This window comes from Spirosoma flavum, from assembly GCF_042686045.1.
GTDB lineage: Bacteria > Bacteroidota > Bacteroidia > Cytophagales > Spirosomataceae > Spirosoma > Spirosoma flavum.
The window spans coordinates 268,057-287,216 of the sequence record NZ_JBHUOM010000002.1 but is presented as its reverse complement, the minus strand read 5'-3'; the positions used below and the strand labels follow the sequence as shown (position 1 = coordinate 287,216).

At 45.3% G+C, this 19,160-nt stretch carries 12 protein-coding genes and 1 tRNA gene; 11 read left to right on the top strand and 2 right to left on the bottom strand.

The window, feature by feature from the left end; genetic code table 11:
• The first annotated feature begins 16 nt into the window (after positions 1 to 16).
• The 11 genes from ACFS25_RS06670 (at position 17) to ACFS25_RS06620 (ending at position 16,275) form a co-directional block, all read left to right on the top strand.
• A complete protein-coding gene (locus ACFS25_RS06670) occupies positions 17 to 4,723 on the top strand; it encodes a translocation/assembly module TamB domain-containing protein (protein ID WP_381497839.1) in 4,707 nt (1,568 codons plus the stop codon).
• Positions 4,724 to 5,067: 344 nt separating this feature from the next.
• Complete coding sequence (locus ACFS25_RS06665; RefSeq protein WP_381497837.1) at positions 5,068 to 5,403, top strand: hypothetical protein; 336 nt, start codon at positions 5,068 to 5,070, stop codon at positions 5,401 to 5,403.
• 19 nt (positions 5,404 to 5,422) lie between these two features.
• The gene (locus ACFS25_RS06660; RefSeq protein ID WP_381497835.1) at positions 5,423 to 5,767 is read left to right on the top strand and encodes a DUF6686 family protein; all 345 of its coding nucleotides are present in this window, start codon (positions 5,423 to 5,425) and stop codon (positions 5,765 to 5,767) included.
• A 428-nt stretch (positions 5,768 to 6,195) separates the two neighbouring features.
• Positions 6,196 to 6,675, top strand: coding sequence for a Fur family transcriptional regulator (locus tag ACFS25_RS06655; protein ID WP_381497833.1), 480 nt, complete (start codon positions 6,196 to 6,198; stop codon positions 6,673 to 6,675).
• A gap of 56 nt (positions 6,676 to 6,731) precedes the next feature.
• Positions 6,732 to 7,838 (top strand): glycoside hydrolase family 43 protein, encoded by a 1,107-nt coding sequence (locus ACFS25_RS06650; protein WP_381497831.1) that lies wholly within the window; start codon positions 6,732 to 6,734, stop codon positions 7,836 to 7,838.
• A 38-nt stretch (positions 7,839 to 7,876) separates the two neighbouring features.
• A complete protein-coding gene (locus tag ACFS25_RS06645) occupies positions 7,877 to 9,022 on the top strand; it encodes a cellulase family glycosylhydrolase (RefSeq protein ID WP_381497829.1) in 1,146 nt (381 codons plus the stop codon).
• Between the two features lie 186 nt (positions 9,023 to 9,208).
• Positions 9,209 to 9,285: transfer RNA gene (locus ACFS25_RS06640), tRNA-Asp, on the top strand.
• A 512-nt stretch (positions 9,286 to 9,797) separates the two neighbouring features.
• Positions 9,798 to 11,438, top strand: coding sequence for a TldD/PmbA family protein (locus ACFS25_RS06635; RefSeq protein ID WP_381497828.1), 1,641 nt, complete (start codon positions 9,798 to 9,800; stop codon positions 11,436 to 11,438).
• A 140-nt stretch (positions 11,439 to 11,578) separates the two neighbouring features.
• Positions 11,579 to 12,946 carry a TldD/PmbA family protein gene (locus tag ACFS25_RS06630; RefSeq protein WP_381497826.1) on the top strand — a complete coding sequence of 456 codons (1,368 nt, stop codon included), beginning with the start codon at positions 11,579 to 11,581 and terminating at the stop codon, positions 12,944 to 12,946.
• Positions 12,947 to 13,952: 1,006 nt separating this feature from the next.
• Positions 13,953 to 14,663, top strand: coding sequence for a hypothetical protein (locus ACFS25_RS06625; RefSeq protein ID WP_381497825.1), 711 nt, complete (start codon positions 13,953 to 13,955; stop codon positions 14,661 to 14,663).
• Positions 14,664 to 14,673: 10 nt separating this feature from the next.
• Positions 14,674 to 16,275: a hypothetical protein gene (locus tag ACFS25_RS06620; protein ID WP_381497824.1), complete on the top strand. Its 1,602-nt coding sequence runs from the start codon at positions 14,674 to 14,676 to the stop codon at positions 16,273 to 16,275.
• Positions 16,276 to 16,493: 218 nt separating this feature from the next.
• Here ACFS25_RS06620 and ACFS25_RS06615 read toward each other — a convergent pair whose 3' ends face one another.
• Together ACFS25_RS06615 and ACFS25_RS06610 are read right to left on the bottom strand one after the other, a co-directional pair.
• Positions 16,494 to 17,609, bottom strand: a complete 1,116-nt coding sequence (locus ACFS25_RS06615) for an alpha/beta hydrolase (RefSeq protein WP_381497822.1) — start codon at positions 17,607 to 17,609, stop codon at positions 16,494 to 16,496.
• A gap of 848 nt (positions 17,610 to 18,457) precedes the next feature.
• On the bottom strand, positions 18,458 to 18,823 hold the full coding sequence (locus ACFS25_RS06610; RefSeq protein WP_381497820.1) for a hypothetical protein: 366 nt from the start codon (positions 18,821 to 18,823) through the stop codon (positions 18,458 to 18,460).
• Positions 18,824 to 19,160 lie beyond the last annotated feature (337 nt).

Below are 19,160 nucleotides of genomic sequence, written 5' to 3'. Positions count from 1 at the left end.
GGCATTTCCGCCACGGATGCGTCAGTTTTTCGCCATATTTCTTAAAACGCTGCTTTACCTGGTTCTCACGGTACTAGGTTTAGCCTTGGGCATCCTGCTGAGCTTACAACTCCCGGCTATACAAACGCGCATAGCCAAAAAAGGGGCCGAATGGCTATCTGATAAACTTCGTTTTCCAGTTACGCTTGACGGTGTTTCGATTAAGTGGTTCGATTCGCTGACACTCGAAGGTGTTCATATCCAGGATCGTCAGGGTCGGCCAATGATTACGGTTAAGCGGATTGATGCTGATTATAATCTTCATAATTTACTTGATTCATCGGCGCATAATATTCATTTAGACGAAGTGGTGTTGTACCGGCCCGATGTCAGAATGATCAAAAATCGGACGAATGGCGACACCAATCTTGATGATTTCATCGCCCGTATTGAAGAACTAACCGCCGATCCAACCAAGCCGAGTATTCCGAACCACAATGTCCCTTTCACCATTGGTCATATCCACTTGGTTGACGGCTCTTATACACTCGAAGATCCGCGTGAGCCTTTCCTTCACAACCCGACCAGCTTTGACTATAACCATTTTACGCTCCAGAATCTCACCGCCGAGGTTAGCAATTTTTTAGTACTGGGCGACACAATTGCGTTTGAGGCCAAAGGATTATCAGGCATTGACCGCGACTCAAGGATAAAAATACGGCAGTTAGATACTCGCTTTCTGTACTGCAATACCAAAATGGAGTTAGCCCGGCTATACGCTCATATTGGCAATTCGATCATCCGTAACGGGCTAACGTTATTCTACGATAAACCATCGGCGTTTGGTGATTTCAATAGCCGGGTACTCATGCAGGCTAACTTTCGCGATAGTAGAGTAGAGTCAAAAGATCTGGGCTATTTTTCGGATTATCTACGTGGCCTCAACGAAACCTGGTTCCTGACAAGCAACTTTAGCGGTACAGTCAACGACCTCCGGCTTAAGAATACCGACCTGCGGTTTGGCCCCAACGGGCGTAGCCAGTTAACGGGCTATATAGCCTGGAAGGGCTTACCCGATATGGATAAGACGACGGTCAATTTTGCCTTCACTCCTTCAGTCGTTCACATGGCTGACATTCGTCAGTATTACCCCGACTCATCCTTTAACAAGACGATTCAGAAGCTAGGCATGGTAGCGTTTAACGCCAATTTTGCCGGTACGTTTAGTGATTTCAAAACAAAAGGAGTCTTCCGGACAGGCATTGGTAATGTAACGGGCGATTTGGCGCTGAAACTCACTAAAAATTCTGATTTAACGACTTATACGGCCAACTTAAAAGGTGAGAATTTTGATCTCGGCCAGTTAATAAATCAGCCCGATCAATTTGGCAAACTTAATGGTGAAGGACGGATAACAGGGCGAGGCACTAACTTAAAGCGAGCCAGTATTGATTTCGATGGGCAGTTTGGCCAGTTCGGATGGGAAGACTACGACTACCACAATGTGGTAGCTCAGGGAAATTTACAGCAAGGTCTTTTTCAGGGAAAGCTGACTATTCATGACCCAAATCTGGCCTTCAATCTTGATGGTGAATTTAATTTAGTTGGACCTCGCAACAAGTACGATTTACGAGGCACTGTAGAACACGCCGATTTACGCGAGTTGGGCTATCTGCGCGATTCGCTGGTGGTTCAAACAAAGTTAGATGTTAAGCTGGAAGGTAGTAAACTCGATGATATTGTGGGTAGTGCCGTCTTTACCAACGCGACACTCACCCTAAACCGGCCTGGGCGTACCCTGGCTGTTGATAAACTCACCCTTGCCTCTTCGGTTGAACAGCGAACCGGGGTCGCGTCTGACTCGGGTGGTACTCAACGCTATTTCGACCTTGATTCCGACTTTCTAACCACCCGTTTGCAAGGTACGTTCCAGCCTCAGCGCACCATTGACGATCTGACCAAATTGGCGAAGGAGTACCAACTTTACTTTGCGGGCGATGCCGCTGGCATGAAGGCTTACTACGATCTGAAAAAGCGCAAGGCCGAACAGCTTACCGGAAAAAAATCAACCGATCTTAACCAGCGATATGGGGTTGACTATCAAGTTATCACGAAGAACAGCGCGCCCTTACTGGCGTTTTTAGGATCGTCGGTCTATGTGGCCCCTACAACCCGATTAGAAGGCCGCTTTACGGCAGATAACACTTTATTTCTGACGACCACTGTTAAAACGGATTCACTTCGTTTCGGTAAAATAGGGTTTGGACCGAGCGATCTGGACTTGACAACCTCTAAGTTTACCTACGGTGAAGACGTACTGGCGTCGGCAGTTGTTTCATCGAAAAGGCAGTTTTTTAGTTCGCGTCTGCCCACACGTAACCTTCAGGCGGAAGCCTCGTGGGATGTTGACCACATTGACTTTACGAGCCGAATTGAGCAAGCCGATAGCAGTGGTCGAAACATAAACAGGGCTGATCTGAACGGCGAATTGAGTTTCAAAGGTGACGCCATCGATTTAACATTTCGGCAGTCAAAACTGCGCGTGCTGGATGGCGACTGGACGTTAAATCCGCAAAGTTTGATTCGGAAAGTTGGCGACGAGTATACCATTCGGGACCTCTCCCTGCTGAATGAAAACCAACTGATTCAAGCATCGGGTAAAATCTCACCGGATTCAGGGCAACATCTGGCTGTCGAAGCACAAAACTTCCTGTTAGCCTCCCTGAATTCGGTTCTTAATACAACGCTCGGAGGTACATTGAATGGCTCCATGTCTATTCGAAACTTGTATGATACGCCGATTCTTGAAAGTGCCATGTCCGTTAGGGCTTTGTCATACGAGAACGAGTTGATTGGCGACGTGCGAGGACAGGGCGAGTGGGACCAACTGGCGCAACGACTCAACGTAGATGCCCGTGTGAATCGCAACGGGGCCGATGTAGTAACTCTAACGGGTAATTATACGCCCCAACAGAAGGCTAACCCGCTAGCGCTGCAAGCGACGGTCAATAATGCCGATTTAGCTCTTCTGGAACCCTTTACCAAGGGCTTATTTTCGAATCTTGGCGGTATAGCGAGTGGTGTAGTGGCTGTAACGGGCAAGCCTGCCGTGCCGGTGTTGAAGGGCGAAGTAGCCATACAGGGGGGTCGTGGGCGGTTCGATTACCTGAAAGCCGATTTCACCTTTGACGACAAAATCTATTTTGGTGAAAACGAGATTATCACCCGTCAGCTTACCCTACATGATCCTCAGGGTAATACGGCCTTGCTTCGGGGGGGCGTTTACCACGATGGTTTCCGGTATTTTACCCTCGGCTTCGATGCTGATTTTAAGAATTTCAAAATCATGAATACAGCTGCCCAGGATAATGATTCTTTTTATGGGCAGGCTGTGGTGACCGGACGGGCGGAACTCTACGGGCCGACGAATAATCTAACTGTTCGCGCCAATGTAGCCAGTAATAAAGGCACTCGAATATACATCCCGCTGGATGGAGCCACGTCTGTAGCAGCCGACGATCAGATTCGATTTGTCAGCCGGACCTCCAGCGCATCATCAGGGAAGCCTGGAAGTCAAACGGCAAGTAAGTCTGACGGCGAAATTGATTTATCGAGAATTCAGATGGATTTCAATTTCGATATTACGCCCGATGCGTATTGCGAAATTCAGCTAGATCGCCAAACGGGTGACATCATCAGTGCTTATGGACAGGGGCGCGTTGGGATGAAGGTGGATACCAAAGGCGACTTCACGATGACCGGCAACTACGAAATTTTGAAAGGCGATTACACGTTTACTTTTCAAAACATTATTAATAAACGGTTTCAAATTCGGCCTAACAGCCGAATTACGTGGACTGGTGACCCATACGGTGCGCTACTGGATGTAACGGCGGCTTACACGCAATACACCTCGCTAGCGCCTTTATTACCCCTTAATACGTCGTCGACAAATAACAGAACTGATCAAAGCCGACGATATCCGGTAGATTTAGTCATTAAATTAACCGGCGAATTAGGCACTCCCGCCATCAGTTACGATCTGGACATTAAGGAATATCCGTCGTCGTCAGATTTTCGGCAAGCTGTAACGGCTTTCGAGTCTCGGATTCAGAGTAACGATCAGGAATTAACCCGGCAGGTTAGCAGTGTTTTGTTGTTCAATCAGTTACTATCGGAAGGAACCAGCCTATTCGATCAGGGTCAGGTAAACAGCGGGGTGGCGAATAGCGTGAGCGAACTGCTTTCGAATCAGATTAGCCGCTTAGCCTCAAACCTCAATGAAAAACTGGATGTGGGCGTGTCATTTGGCGGATTTACAAGTAACACCCAAAGCGAAAATTTACTCAACAACCTGCAACTACGGTTCTCATATCGCTTATTAAATGATCGCCTTCGCATTAGCCGAGACGGTGGCTTCACATATGGCCAAAGTCAATATAACGCAGCGAGTTTGCTAGGCGAGTGGACGCTCGAATACTTTATCACTCCCGATGGACACTTACGGGCGAAGGTGTACAACCGCAATCAGCAAAGTATTCTAAGCCAGTCCAGTTTTAACAGCACGATTACGACAGGAGGAGGCATAAGTTTACTGTATACCCGTTCGTTTAACCGACTCTTCGGTACTAAACGCACTACACCGGGTCTGATACCACCTCAGCCAGTTGAGACTCCTGCTCCAGTTTCCCCATCACCAACACCAATTACTACTGTTGGTAGTAAGGGACGAGATGCGCTTTGAATTTCCGTCACTATCTGACTCAGATTAACCATCTCATAATCTGATAATTACAATTTCACAATAAATTATACGACAAACTTCTTCGTAAAATCCTTGCGTCTAAAGAAATGCTCTTTTATTTTTGTTTAAAATTAGTCTAAATAAAGTAAAGGGAAGAGGATTCCTCTAGTCAACCCTTTCAGCTTAGTAAGTCTGTACATTTTGGTAGGATACTATACTCTTGACAATAAATAAATGATCTTAAGCCCTGTGTGCCGGTTGTGATTAAATTGGTTGATACACACAATTAAACTCACGTCCGGGCACAGGCACAAATTAACTGGTGATACTAAACTTTATCCGTAATGAACACATGCAAGCCTACTCTGCTTTTTGATCAGGATCTATTCTGTATTGCTCAATGCCCCCATTGCCAACGGGTTGGTTTGACATTTAAAAACATCCTATTAGGCTTCGATCACTCTGAATTTGTGGAGTTGTGCCGCAATATAGGCCAGGTGAATTTTGACCAGTGTGGTATGTTGATGCCCGATGGTCAGCTTCATATGATTATCAATACCAGCCATCCAGATGTTCAATTTAGCTTATCCCGAATAGAGTTTGATTTATTTCAGGCTGGTCTGTCAAAAGCGTTGAGATTATTGGGGCTTTATGATCTGCTCAAGATTCAATCTAACTAAGCCATTATAATTTACAGATATGGAACATCAGCATCAATTAAAATACCTGACTCAACACGAAAATGGTTATATCGGCTTTTGCACAGGCTGTCAATCTTATAATGTAGCGTACAAGAACTCAATGTTTGTTTTATCAGAAATAGAGTTTTCTACCTATAAACAAATGATTGCAGAACGAACGGGTATGCGCCCCTTTTTTACAACTCACGGTAAAGAATGGCTGTTGAAAACACCTATGCAGAACTACTTTATTATGTTCTCGGACGCAGAGATTGATGAGTTAAATCAAATGATGGATGAAGCGGGTGTACTCATGCAGGTAGACAAAATTCTGCAAACGTCTACCGAAAAAAATAGCCAGTAAAACTAGCGACATCTCACTTTTTGACTTTTCCTAACTGAGCAACGTATGTTTTTACAAGATTCCAATCGACAAGTTAGCGCGGCCAGTGTCGAAATTTCCTTTAGAGGTACGTCACTGACGTTCAGCAAGCAGGATGCTTACACAATGCTTAATTGACAGCAGCCATGGGGTTGGCCCGTAGTCTATCAGATTGGCCTATTTGACATACAGGATACATGCATACGAACTGGTTTCCAGGGGAGGAACTTTCAAATCACGCTCAAGGAATACGACGAGCTTAGTGCGGCTTTGCAGGAAGCTTATTTGACAGTGGACTGGTAAATTCCCTTTCCTTTAATCAATTCAATCCAAGATACCTTCATAGGTTAGTAAAAAACGAGAAAAGGAACTGGCCTCTGACTGGTTCCTTTCTAAAAAAACACATCGTCATGCAGGAATCTAATTTATTACTGGCCACCGCCAGAGTCAAGCTTGAAGAATCATTGCTGGCGAAAGGACTGCGCCGTTCATCTGAGCGTTTCGCCATTCTAGACGAAGTATACTCTCGCAATGATCATTTCGATGCCGAAGAGCTTTATCAGGCTATGCATCAGAAAGCGTACCCTGTCAGTCGGGCAACGGTGTATAATACACTGGATGTTCTGATTGATTGCGGATTAGTTCGCCGACATCATTTTGGTGAAGAAGATAACAGCAAGAGTCGATATGAAAAGTCGCTGGGACGGCAACAGCATGCGCACATGGTTTGCACCGTTTGTCATCGGGTGAAAGAATTCTGCGACCCGCGTTTACACTTGATCAAGACCAATGTGAGTACCACGCTACAATTTCAGGTGGAGTCCCATTCACTGGTGTTTTATGGTCAATGCACAGACGACACGTGTGAAACCAGACCCAGTCACGAGTAGAACGGCTTGCTTACTAAGCCAATCAGGTATAATTAACCAACCACCGCAGGGTAAAAATGTCAGTTCTCGCCTTTATCTGGCAACCACTGCTTTCCTGCAACATGCTTACCGTACTATTAAAGAAAGGTTTTTTTATTCGGGCGCTTATTTGTTTATTTCTTGTAGCCAATACGTTGCAGGCCCAGCGCACATTTACAAATCCCGTCAAAAACTCCGGCCCCGACCCTTGGGTATTACAAAAAGATGGATGGTATTATTATATGAATACCACGGGTAGCAACTTAACGCTCTGGAAAACCAGAAATATGGCCGATCTCGCCACGGCCGAACATAAAGTCATCTATACACCCCCGTCTGGACAAGCCTATTCAAGGGAGTTATGGGCACCCGAAATTCACTCCTTCAATGGAAATTGGTACGTATACTTCTCAGCCGACTCACTTAATAATCTCTCTCATCGGGTTTGGGTTATTGAAAATCCTTCGTCCGATCCTATGCAGGGCGAATGGGCAATGAAGGGCAAAGTCGGAGATAAGGCCAATCACTGGGAAATCGACATGTCGGTCATAGAGTACAATGGGCAACTCTACGCGGCTTGGTCGGGGTGGGAAGGCCAGTCTAACGGTCGGCAGGATATTTACATAGCCCGATTCAAAAATCCCTGGACTATTGATGGCGACCGCGTCAAAATTTCGCAGCCCGATCAACCCTGGGAGCAGCATGGAGACGTACCGCAGGCGTGGCAGAAGAACGGTGAAGTACCCAACGTATACGTTAACGAAGGGCCGGAATTCTTACGCCATAATGACAAGCTGTTCATTGTCTATTCAGCTAATGCCTGCTGGCTCGATTACTGTCTCGGCTTATTAACCTATACGGGCAAAGGTGATTTGCTCGACTCTAAAAACTGGATAAAAAGCGCAGGACCGGTATTTACGCAGGCACCAGAGAACGGCGTTTGGGCCCCTGGTCACGGCGGCTTTTTTCGTTCAGCCGACAACAAGCAGGACTGGATGATTTACCACGCGAATCCGTCAGCTACAGACGGTTGTGGAAACAAACGTGCCCCACATATTCAACCATTTACGTGGAATACGGATGGCTCACCTAACTTTGGCAAGCCAGCGCCTAAAACACCTATGCCCGTACCATCTGGCGAATAACTAGTACATCACAGCTTAATAAAACCAATTCTTTACTCATGAAGCGTTTATCCGTTTTACTTTTTCTTCTCATTTCCAGTGCTGCTCTAGCACAGCAAAACGCCGAAACAAACCGATGGTCAGCGACTGAAGCGAACGCCTGGTATGCAAAAGAGCCCTTCCTGGTGGGTGCCAACTATGCGCCTGCCAACGCTATAAATGAACTTGAGATGTTTCAGGCCGACAGTTTCGACCCAAAAACCATTGATAAGGAACTGAGTATGGCCGAAAGCATTGGCATGAATACCATGCGGGTTTTTCTGCATGATTTACTCTGGCAAGACCCCGCCGGCTTCACCAAACGACTCGACCAGTTTCTGTCAATTTGCGCCAAACATAAAATCCGGCCTATGCTGGTCCTGTTCGACTCTTGCTGGGATCCATTTCCAAAGCTTGGTAAGCAACACGAACCAACACCCGGAATTCATAATTCGGGTTGGGTGCAAAGTCCGGGTGCGGATGCCCTTACAGATGTATCGCAGTACCCGCGCCTGGAAGCTTATGTAAAAGGCGTAGTTGGTGCTTTCAAAAATGACCAGCGCATTTTGGCGTGGGACCTTTGGAATGAGCCAGACAACACCAATGATAACAACTACGGCCAGAATTACCTGAAAACAGAACTGCCTAAAGACCGGAAAGTGGCCATCATTACGAGTCTATTACCAATGGTATTTCAATGGACACGAACCGCCGGAGCCACCCAACCACTAACTTCGGGCGTCTGGATTTATCGCACACCCGACGACTGGCAGAATTCGGCTAAGTGGACACCGATGGAAAAGGTACAGCTTGAGAATTCTGATATTATCACCTTTCATCAGTACTCAAACCCAGAAGCATTGGAAAAAGTCATTCCAGCTTTACAGACGTTTGGTCGTCCGGTTATCTGCACTGAATATATGGCGCGGGGCGTTAACAGCAAGTTTCAGACGCATCTGCCCATCGCAAAGAAAGCAAAAGTAGGTATGATTAACTGGGGATTTGTTGCCGGGAAAACGCAAACTTTTTTACCATGGGATAGCTGGCAGAAGCCTTATGTGAATGGACGGGAACCGGCTGTCTGGTTTCACGAAGTCTTCAAACAGGACGGTACACCCGTTGATCCAGCCGAAGTAGCGGCCATCAAGCAGAGTACGGGTAAGTAAGGAGGGTTTTTATCCAGGCAAACGATAAAATATATTGCAATGAACCACTTGATTCCCAACGTATAGGATGAAGCAAGTTATTTTAATCACATTTTTTTTTGGCAGACCCTTGCACAGAATACCCTAAAAGCCTACTTTTGTGCCACGATCAAGGAAAGACGGCAACGTTAACTGAAGATCAAAGTTGGTTCGGTAGTTCAGTTGGTTAGAATACCTGCCTGTCACGCAGGGGGTCGCGGGTTCGAGCCCCGTCCGGACCGCCAATGTAAATCAAGCACTTATCAGAAATGGTAAGTGCTTTTTTGTTTGTCAGCACTTTAGTATACAAAATAAGGTCGTATGCCTCTAGTCTGTGCCACGATAGTATTTCATGGTGTGCTTTCGTATGCTAGCTACCTTCAACGACTCATAACCATGAGTATACTGTTTGGACGGTCTGCCGCTCCGGGCGGCCCCGCATCGCTGCCTTAAAGGATTGCCTAATAAGACTACACCAGCAGACCGGCTATCATTGGATCTAAGCTGACTTTAGGCTTTTTACACCCTGATAGATCGAGCAGTTAACGAAATAATTACTGATATAAACCTCTCCTTGGCACAAAACTTATAAATAGTTTACTTTTCACAATAAGTAAAATTAAAAGTAGATAATATAGCTTATAAGCAATAGTAAATTCCATAATTTTAAGAACTAACGAAACTTAATTGGGCATCTACGCTGCTTGTTTATTTAAAGCTGAACCGCTCTTTTACTAACCTATAGGAGAAATATACAGTGAATCGTCGCGACTTTAATCAACTCATGAGCGTGGGAGCTGCCGGAATTTTGCTTCCCACGTTACCTGCCTTTTCCCGGACCGTTACCGCCGAAGAATTAATGGAACCAGGTTTAGATACGTCCATTAAGAAACGGCTGGCCGATGCAGCCCTGCATAGTGCCACGGCCAAAGGAGCCACCTACGCCGATGTTCGGATTAACCGCTATCTGAACCAATATGTCATGACTCGGGAAGACAAAGTCCAAAACATCATTAACACGGAGTCGTTCGGGGTAGGCATACGTGTAATTGCCAATGGGTGTTGGGGCTTTGCCGCTATTGGCAATACACAAAGTGAAGAAGAGGTGGCAAAAACAGCCGAAAAGGCGGTTGCATTTGCCAAAGCCCATGCCAAGCTACTAAAAAAACCAGTGCAGCTAGCCCCTCAGAAAGGCTTCGGCGAAGTGAGTTGGAAGTCAACGGTTAAGAAAAATTCGTTCGACATACCGGTTAAAGAAAAAACCGACTTGCTGCTAGCTGTCAATGCGGCTGCGATGGCGAACGGGGCCAATTTTGTCAATTCTGTGCTGTTCATGATTAATGAGCAGAAATATTTCGCATCGACCGATGGCTCGTACATCGATCAGGATGTTCACCGGATCTGGCCCAATTTCACCGTCACCGCCGTCGACAAGGCGAGCGGTCTGGTAGCCACCCGGGATTCCCTGAGTGCGCCAATGGGCATGAGTTACGACTACCTGCAAACGGCCCCACCTGACCGGGTAGGTGGCGTGACAACCCGCTACAATAAAGGCTACGACATGCTGGAAGACGTAACCGCAGCCGCCAAGCAAGCTAAACAGAAATTGAAAGCCAAGTCGGTGGAAGCGGGCAAATACGACCTGGTATTGGACCCGTCACACACCTATTTAACTATTCATGAATCGGTAGGTCACGCAACTGAGCTAGATCGGGTATTGGGTTACGAGGCCAATTTAGCTGGTACCTCGTTCGCAACTATTGATAAATGGAAATCGAAGACCTTTAATTACGGCAGTAAAGATGTTAACTTCTTCGCCGACAAAACACAGCCAGGTTCGTTGGGAGAGGTAGGTTGGGATGACGAGGGCGTTAAAACCAAGCAGTGGGACATTATCAAAGATGGCATTCTGGTCAACTACCAAGCCATCCGAGATCAGGTACATATGCTTGGGGAAACGGAGTCGCAGGGGTGCGCCTATGGCGATAGCTGGAGTGTAACCCAATTTCAGCGTATGGCAAACATATCGTTAGCACCGGGCAAAGATCGACTCACAGTTGATGAGATGATTAAAGATGTCAAGAAAGGCATTTATATCATTGGGGATGGCTCCTATTCAATTGATCAGCAACGCTATAACTTCCAGTTTGGCGGACAATTGTTCTACGAGATCAAAGATGGGCAGATTGTCGGCATGCTTCGGGATGTCGCCTATCAATCCAACACGCAGGAATTCTGGAACTCCTGCGTTAAAATCTGCGACGAACGGGATTATCGTCTGGGTGGCACATTCTTTGATGGCAAAGGACAGCCCGTACAAATCAACTCGGTTTCGCATGGCAGTTCTACCGCTCGTTTCAACGGCGTAAACGTGCTCAACACCTCAAGGAAGATTTAGTCTCTACGTACTAATCTAATAAGGTTGTGTCGGGTTCTCAAACCCGACACATATGTTGCTGACGCGAATGTGTCGGGTTTGAGAACCCGACACAACAACATAAAACCCCGACATCACTATACCCAAACTAAATCAACAATATGGCCCTCATATCCCAAGAAGAAGCAAAGAAAATCCTTGATAAAGTGTTGTCCTTTTCTAAGGCCGATGAAATGAGTGTTAGTCTGAATGGAGCCCGGAGCAGTAATATTCGGTACGCCCTGAACACCGTTTCCTCTGGCGGAGAAGCCGATAATATGTCGCTTTTAATTACTGCCGGATTAGGCAAGCGGTCAGGTTCGGCAACTATTAATGAGTTCGATGATAGAGCGCTGGAACGAACAGTTCGACGCGCCGAAGAAATTGCCAGACTAGCCCCCGAAAACCCAGAATACATGCCCATGCTGGGACCACAGAAATACCTGGAAACGCCAACCTATTCGGAAAATACCGCCAAGATGGACTCTGAATATCGGGCACAGGTCGCTTTCGACAGTGTTGACCTGTGTGAGCAAAAGAACTTGACGGCTGCCGGCTATTTGCAGGATACAACTGGTTTTTCGGCTATTGCCAACAGCAAGGGTTTATTTGGCTATAACCGATCAACCTCGGCTGATTTCTCCGTGACGGTTCGCACAGCCGATAGTAAAGGGTCGGGTTACGTTACCCGTGACTTTACAGATATATCGAAACTGAATGCCCGCGAAACAACGAACATTGCGGTGCAAAAAGCAATGGCCTCCACCAACGCCCGGTCTATAGAGCCGGGTAAATATACGGTCATTCTGGAGCCAACGGCCATGAGTACGTTACTGCAGAGCATGATGTCTGGTATGGATACCCGCCTGGCCGATGAGGGCAGAAGTTTTCTGAGTAAAAAAGGGGGCGGAACCCGGCTAGGTGAAAAACTCATTGACGAACGGATTACCATTTATTCTGATCCAACGAATTCAGAGGCCCCCAGCGAACCATTTTCGGGCGCGGGGAATCGTCTGGCCGCAATGAGTTTTCTCGGAGGGGGTGGAGTTGGTGATGGACGCCCGCAGGAAAAAGTAATGTGGTTCGAAAAAGGGATTGTCAAAAATATGAGCTATTCCCGCTTCTGGGCGGACAAGAAAGGGGTAAAAGCCACCCCGCCCTCCTCCGGATTTATTATGGAGGGAGGCAATCAATCGTTAGCCGATATGATCAAAAGTACAGATAAAGGCATCCTGGTAACCCGTCTTTGGTACGTTCGGATGGTCGATCCACAAACGTTATTGCAAACGGGGTTAACGCGCGATGGAACGTTCTACATAGAAAATGGTCAAATCAAGTTTCCAGTGAAAAATTTTCGCTTCAACGAGAGCGCCGTCATTGTGCTGAATAATATAGAGTCATTGGGCGCTCCGGTACGGATGAATGGCAACATGATTCCCCCCGTAAAAGCCCGTGACTTTACGTTTACCAGCTTATCAGATGCCATATAAGAAAAATAAAACAACTGCGAAAACTGTTAACGACACCCAGAGGAATTTAAAGCAATGGCTGTTAAACTGTTGGTAATCAACGGCTCCCCAAAAATAATCTCTTACGGATCATCGAAGGGAAATAGAGTGGACGGTCTATGTTATCACTTTTACAGTGCTTCCATCTCTTTAACTTTTCTGGGGTGTTGATGCTAATACAGCGTGCCTCTAATCCGAGTATTCGGCTAAATTGTACATATCCAGTTTTGACTTGCCGGTCTGATTGACATTCAGTCAATTAGACCGGCAAGTGTGTGTTTTGGAGATACTGGTTTAGTTTTAGATGTATTCATTACGACAGCTTCAATACTGCGAATTTCTTCTTTACTGAGCACTCTATTTACGAGTGAATAGATCAAATTTAACAAGACTGAATTGGTCGCACTTATAAAATAGTATAACTAAAGGGCCATAAACCAGCTGGTAATAACTTCTCACCGATAGCCCGATTTGTACCAGTCTACAGTTCTTATAGCTTCCAGTTCGCGTTTTAGTAGCTAGACTGCTTTTTACAGCTATAGACCTGCATAAGATCTACCCAAACCCAATTTCTGCCAATACCACATTATCTCGTGACGATAGCATGGCAACGGGCTGATGAAACTAAATTAATCAAGTCTAGCCGACGCTTCACTGATAGCCTTTTTCAACCTGCTTACTGTCCATTCCACAGGCATAGCTAACTACACTCTCCGCGTAGTCTGAAAAAATAGATACATGTTGCTTAGTTAATTTCACTCTAGAGCTATTCTAAGCGGACTACTACCAGCATTTACATGCTTTTCAGGCTAATAGCAGCCTTTAGCGTTACAAATTATCCTGCCTATTGTTATATAATCGTCTGATTTTCAGAAAAATAGGCCCCTGCTTACCCTATACCAAAGCCACGAATCTATAAGTTAATAATAATTATGAAATGATACTTAATAGTTGTTTATTTGTTAAATAAGTAAATAAAATATCATACATGAGACTACTCTCACTCTATTTAGTATTTATACTACTGCCAATTTATGGCCGCAGTCAGACCGATTTAAGCAGTAACAGTACTAAACCCCTCCCACGCTATAGGCCAGGCTTAGCCCTCACCGCTCATGCAAGCACTGCCGGATTCGGCATTGGTGTTGACAAATCTATTTTTCGGCAACTATCTGTACGAGTTGGCGCTAACCTATTCAATTACAAAGGAAATTTACTCTCTGGCAAAAGCAGCGATGAGCTTCAGATTGGTTTCGATTATACGATTAAGCTATCATCATTCAACGCCCTGGTCGATTATTACCCTTTCAAGCGAGTAAATTTTCGGTTAACAACCGGAGCTTATTGCAATTTAAATCAAATTACTTTTCTGGGCAAACCAACGAAAGATGTGAAGTTTAACGATGTTGTCTTCTCAGTTGACCAGATCGGTACGGTGAATGGAGAAGCCAATTTCAATAAAGTTGCCCCATATCTAGGCATTGGCTGGGGTCACCCCTTTGTAGGCGGTAAACTGAAATTAATGGTTGATATGGGTATCTTTTATCAGCAATCACCCAAAATCACATTCGTTACGACGGGCATGCTTGAGCCATCCAATGATCAGGGACCAGTCATCGAAAATAACCTCAAACCGCTGAAGTATTACCCTTTAATCAGCGTTGGTCTCTCTTACAATATCGTATCCACCCGTTTTTAGTCGTACAATCATGATTGTCAAACAAAAAACAGGCTGGTTAGGCCTTGTAAAAGGAATTATTTTGTCCACCGCGACAGCTGCCCTTGTATCGGGTTGTCAGGATTTAAAGGACATTCAGCAACTCGACCCCCTAAAAGGTGTTGTCTTTAAGATTAATTACGAACCCGCACCAACAACCCTTCAAGGATTAGTAATTGATGCCAAAACTGTCGAACCCCTTAAGGTTCCTGTTCAAATTAGCATTTTTGGACCCGATGCCAGCCGCGTTATCACTTATGAAGGATTAGCTACGACCACGTTTGTAAGCGCCAAAGCAGATTTATTTATAGGTCTCAAGGGAAGCATTCCATCGGCAGCAAAACCGGCAGAACTACGGATTGTGGTAGACGCGCCCGGTTACATCAGTTCCAGTATTTACCTATTCGTTGACCAGGCCAAACCGGCACCCTTCGAGATTCGATTAGTCAAGGAAACGACGACTCCATCTGGGGTTATTGTAAAGCAGGATGTTGTCGAAACGTCAGCAACGGGTAATGTCAAATCAAATGAATCGATTACAACGCCTATTGATGCTTCTATGGCTAACCATGTAACCCTATCGATACCGGCTGGTACTCAGCTAAAAGATGTTAAGGGGCAACCTGTTGTGGGTAACCTATCGACGCAGGTAGCGGCTTACTCCAGCCAGACAGAAGCAGCCTTACGGACCTTTCCAGGAGGTTTTACAACCCGGATTAAAGGCGATGACCAGGGAAATGCAAATGTGAAAGGAACATTCACAACAGCCGGGTTTGTATCTATCGAAATAGCGAATTCAAGTAGTCAGAAAGTTACTACCTTCAGCCAGCCAGTGATGGTTAATGTAGAAGTAGCTACTAGCTTGATTAATCCGGAAACAGGTCAAAAAATAAAATCGGGCGATCCAATTCCAGTGTTCAGTTATGCCGAAAATACCGGCGAATGGACCTATGAACGGGATGTGGCGGTTAAACAGGAAGGGAGCAGCTTGCAAGTTACTATTCCCATTACACATCTGTCGGGATATAGCCTTGCTTTCTGGACTCCCAGCGGTACCAGCTGTACCGCTGGAGGGCAATGGGCAATTACCGGAAAGCCAGATGGAAAGCCAGTGAATTGGATACTCTATAACGGGAATCAGCAATATATAGCAAATGGCTCAACCTCTGATAATTCAATTGTTTTTTCCCAACTGACTTCAGGAGCTGCCCAACTTAACTTGTTCTCGCCAGATGGAAAACTTATTGGCACTTCGACGGTAAACAGTATATGTGGCAACCATACAGTGAGCGTTACTTACCCACAAAACCTGGTTGACCTTATTGTGTCAGTAACGGCTTCCTGTGAAAATAAACCCGACCTGCAAATTTCTCCCAGTGCCTGGGCTCGATATCGTAAAGTGGGCACCAGCAATTGGCAACAGTCGTTTTGCACAGCTGGACAGGGAAAACTAGTGGGTCTTGAGCCTTCTACCGATTACGAAGTGGGTGTAGACTACAATGGGTTTAACTCCATCGTTGTTAATTCTGGTCAGACTACCAGTAATAAGTCCATTGAAATCAAGCTCACAAATGCTATTAGTATCTGCCAGTAGAAATTGCTTGAAATTTCCGGTTGACTTAGCCTGTACAACGATGCATCACATTTAATTATGAATACGTATCCTGACAGGCCGTAAAAGCAGATGACGATGAGTAAGAAGTAGTATCTTTTGTAGTGTAGTAAACTTATAACCAGTACAATATAATAAACTCGGCTGCCGTACGCTTTGACAAGCGTACGGCAGCCGAGTTTATTATGAACGTGTATCGGCTACTTAAAGGCGTTTCGTAGTTGTGTGGCCGCCAAATCCTGCGCTTGCTGTGCTTGGGGGACGATGGCATACATACCGAAAAACTCATGAGTAGCTCCAGTAAACAGCTGATACGTTACCGTCACACCAGACGCTATCAGCTTATCGCGTAACTGCATTCCTTCCGTTTGTAGCGGGTCAATTTCAGCCCCGATAATCGTCGTTGGTGGTAGCGCGCTTAAATCTGCTACATCGACTAATGAAATTAATGGACTGTCGCCATCGGCAGGCGAGTTAAAATAATTACTTGTAAAGTATTGTATCAGAGGACGGTTCAACGGCATGGCGTTCGCATATTGATTATAGGAAGCGGTGTTCAGGTCGTTATTGGCCACTGGAAATACCGACAAAATATGAACGGGTAAGCCTATATGCTGATCACGGGCCATCATAGCTACTGTAATGGCCATATTCCCTCCGGCGCTCTCCCCCGCTACGGCAACTTTAGCTGGATTTCCATTCAGACTGGCTGCATTTTGCTTCACCCACTGATAGGCAGCAAAGGCATCATTATGGGCCGTTGGAAATTTGTACTCAGGAGCTAGTCGGTAGTCTACAGAAACAACGATAGCACCAGTCTCTTCGGCCAAAGCCAGCGTGGAGTTTTCATACACCTCCGGACTAGCAACTACCCAGCCTCCCCCATGAAAATAAACAATGACAGGCAGCGTACCAGACACATTGTTAGGCGTGTATACGACAATCCGAATAGGCGTCCCACCGGCTCCTGGAATCATCCGCTGGCTAACCGTGACATTAGCCGTCGGGCGCGGAATCTTGTTCTTATCGAGTAATGAGTTGACCGCATCCTTAAACGAAGGCTGTAACCGAGCCTGCTGGGGCGTAAGCTGATTGAGTGGGGTTGGACTTAGCCGCCCTAGCTCTTCAATAACGGCTTGCATTTGCGGACCAATAGTGGAACCCCAAACGGGTTTAGGCCCGGCAGGCTGAATAACCTGACCCGATAGAGGGATGCGGTGATCTTGACAGGCGGTCATCCCTAGGATGAACAAAATAGCTAGCGTGGCACTTACTCTTGGAAAGGGGATACCTTGTTTTGTGAAAATATGATTCATGAACGTTGATTAATTTGTACTTTAACTACTTGGTAGCATAATGGTTTTAGTAAACTTAGTAAACACCTACTTTCCTAAAAAGTATACCCGTTGCTTATCGCTCAACTGGTCTTTATCGAGTTATTTTTGGAAGAAGTGATACAGAAAAAGAAGGGTGATAGTGCAATCACGTATAGCTTGTCTACTACACCACTCACTATATTTTTGATAGTAAAATCAGTAAAATATTATTCTGACAAAAGATAGTGTCACGAAATGAATGTAACTGCGTCATATAACACGAATAATGGTATGCAGTCTTGGCAAACAAACAGTACTTTTAGACCTATTCAATAATAATTAAAGTATTTTCTGAAAAAATTGTACCTATTTTATAATTATTCAGTCTAACAACTGTACGGAAAAATCTAGAAGAGAAGAATGGTAGCATATGAGTCATTAACGAAAAGCCTGGTCAGACACTTTATCGAGCAGATTTTTGAATTTCATCCCGATATAACCGAAAGGCAACGGCAAGAATCCATTCCAGCTTGTCTGAATATCATCGCCATTCTAGCTAGCTTATCTCTATCGTTTACTGGAATTTTATTGTGGGTTCTTTCCTAAAGGTTTAGCGATTAAGTAAGTATACCCCTTCGACTAAACGTGCAGTGCGACAGGTGGGGCCAGCCAAGGGCTCATCTGGTGTGGAAAATACTAAAAACGCCAATCCCAAAAGGATCGGCGTTTCATTATTACACATGATGTTCAACCTTACTTATTGTCCGCCTAAAGATAGACTAGTAATGAAGCGGTTACGTTAAGACGAGGTTATAATACGTTAGTAGTATATAGGTAACACATGTTGCTTATTCTGGGAGCATTGCCATATTAAGCGATTCACCGGCTATGGGGTCAAAGAAGGGCCATAAAGCGGCTGAAGCTAAGTAGACAAATCGTAGCGGTATAAGCTCATCTTCTTTTTCAGGATGTGGCACCTGACGAATATAAGGTATCATAGCCACGATGTATTGGTTAGGTTCATCATCAATTTCACTGAACATTATTTCGTGTTTAGTGCCATAATCGTATTTATTACCCAAGATTGTTGTCAGGTCAACCCAAGCGTCTGACCCCACTTGCGTAGCACGTCTGCGATTAACGTCTGTATAAAGCATATAGCGAATCAAGGCCTGTGGACTAATAGAACCTACCTCAGTTTCTATGTTTGACATTTGCTATTTATATGTTTTAGTTAAAACATAAAGGTAAATAAAAAGCCTGGCTCATTGGCAGTCAGATGTCAAAAAAATTATCAGTTACGGATAAGAACAAACGGGTCTCTCAAGAATTAATCCATCCTTCATCCGTAGCAATATAAGCCTTCGGCAACATATTGGCATACCCCAGAAGAATAAGATTGACCATGTTTCTTTCAGTTCACACCTATTACCGGCGTTGTGTTTAGAGTCAGAAATAAGGCGTATATTGATACATATTTAACTAATTATCAGTTATGACAGGTAACACACTTGTAATTGTCACTGGATATGGCTCTATCACACCAAAGCC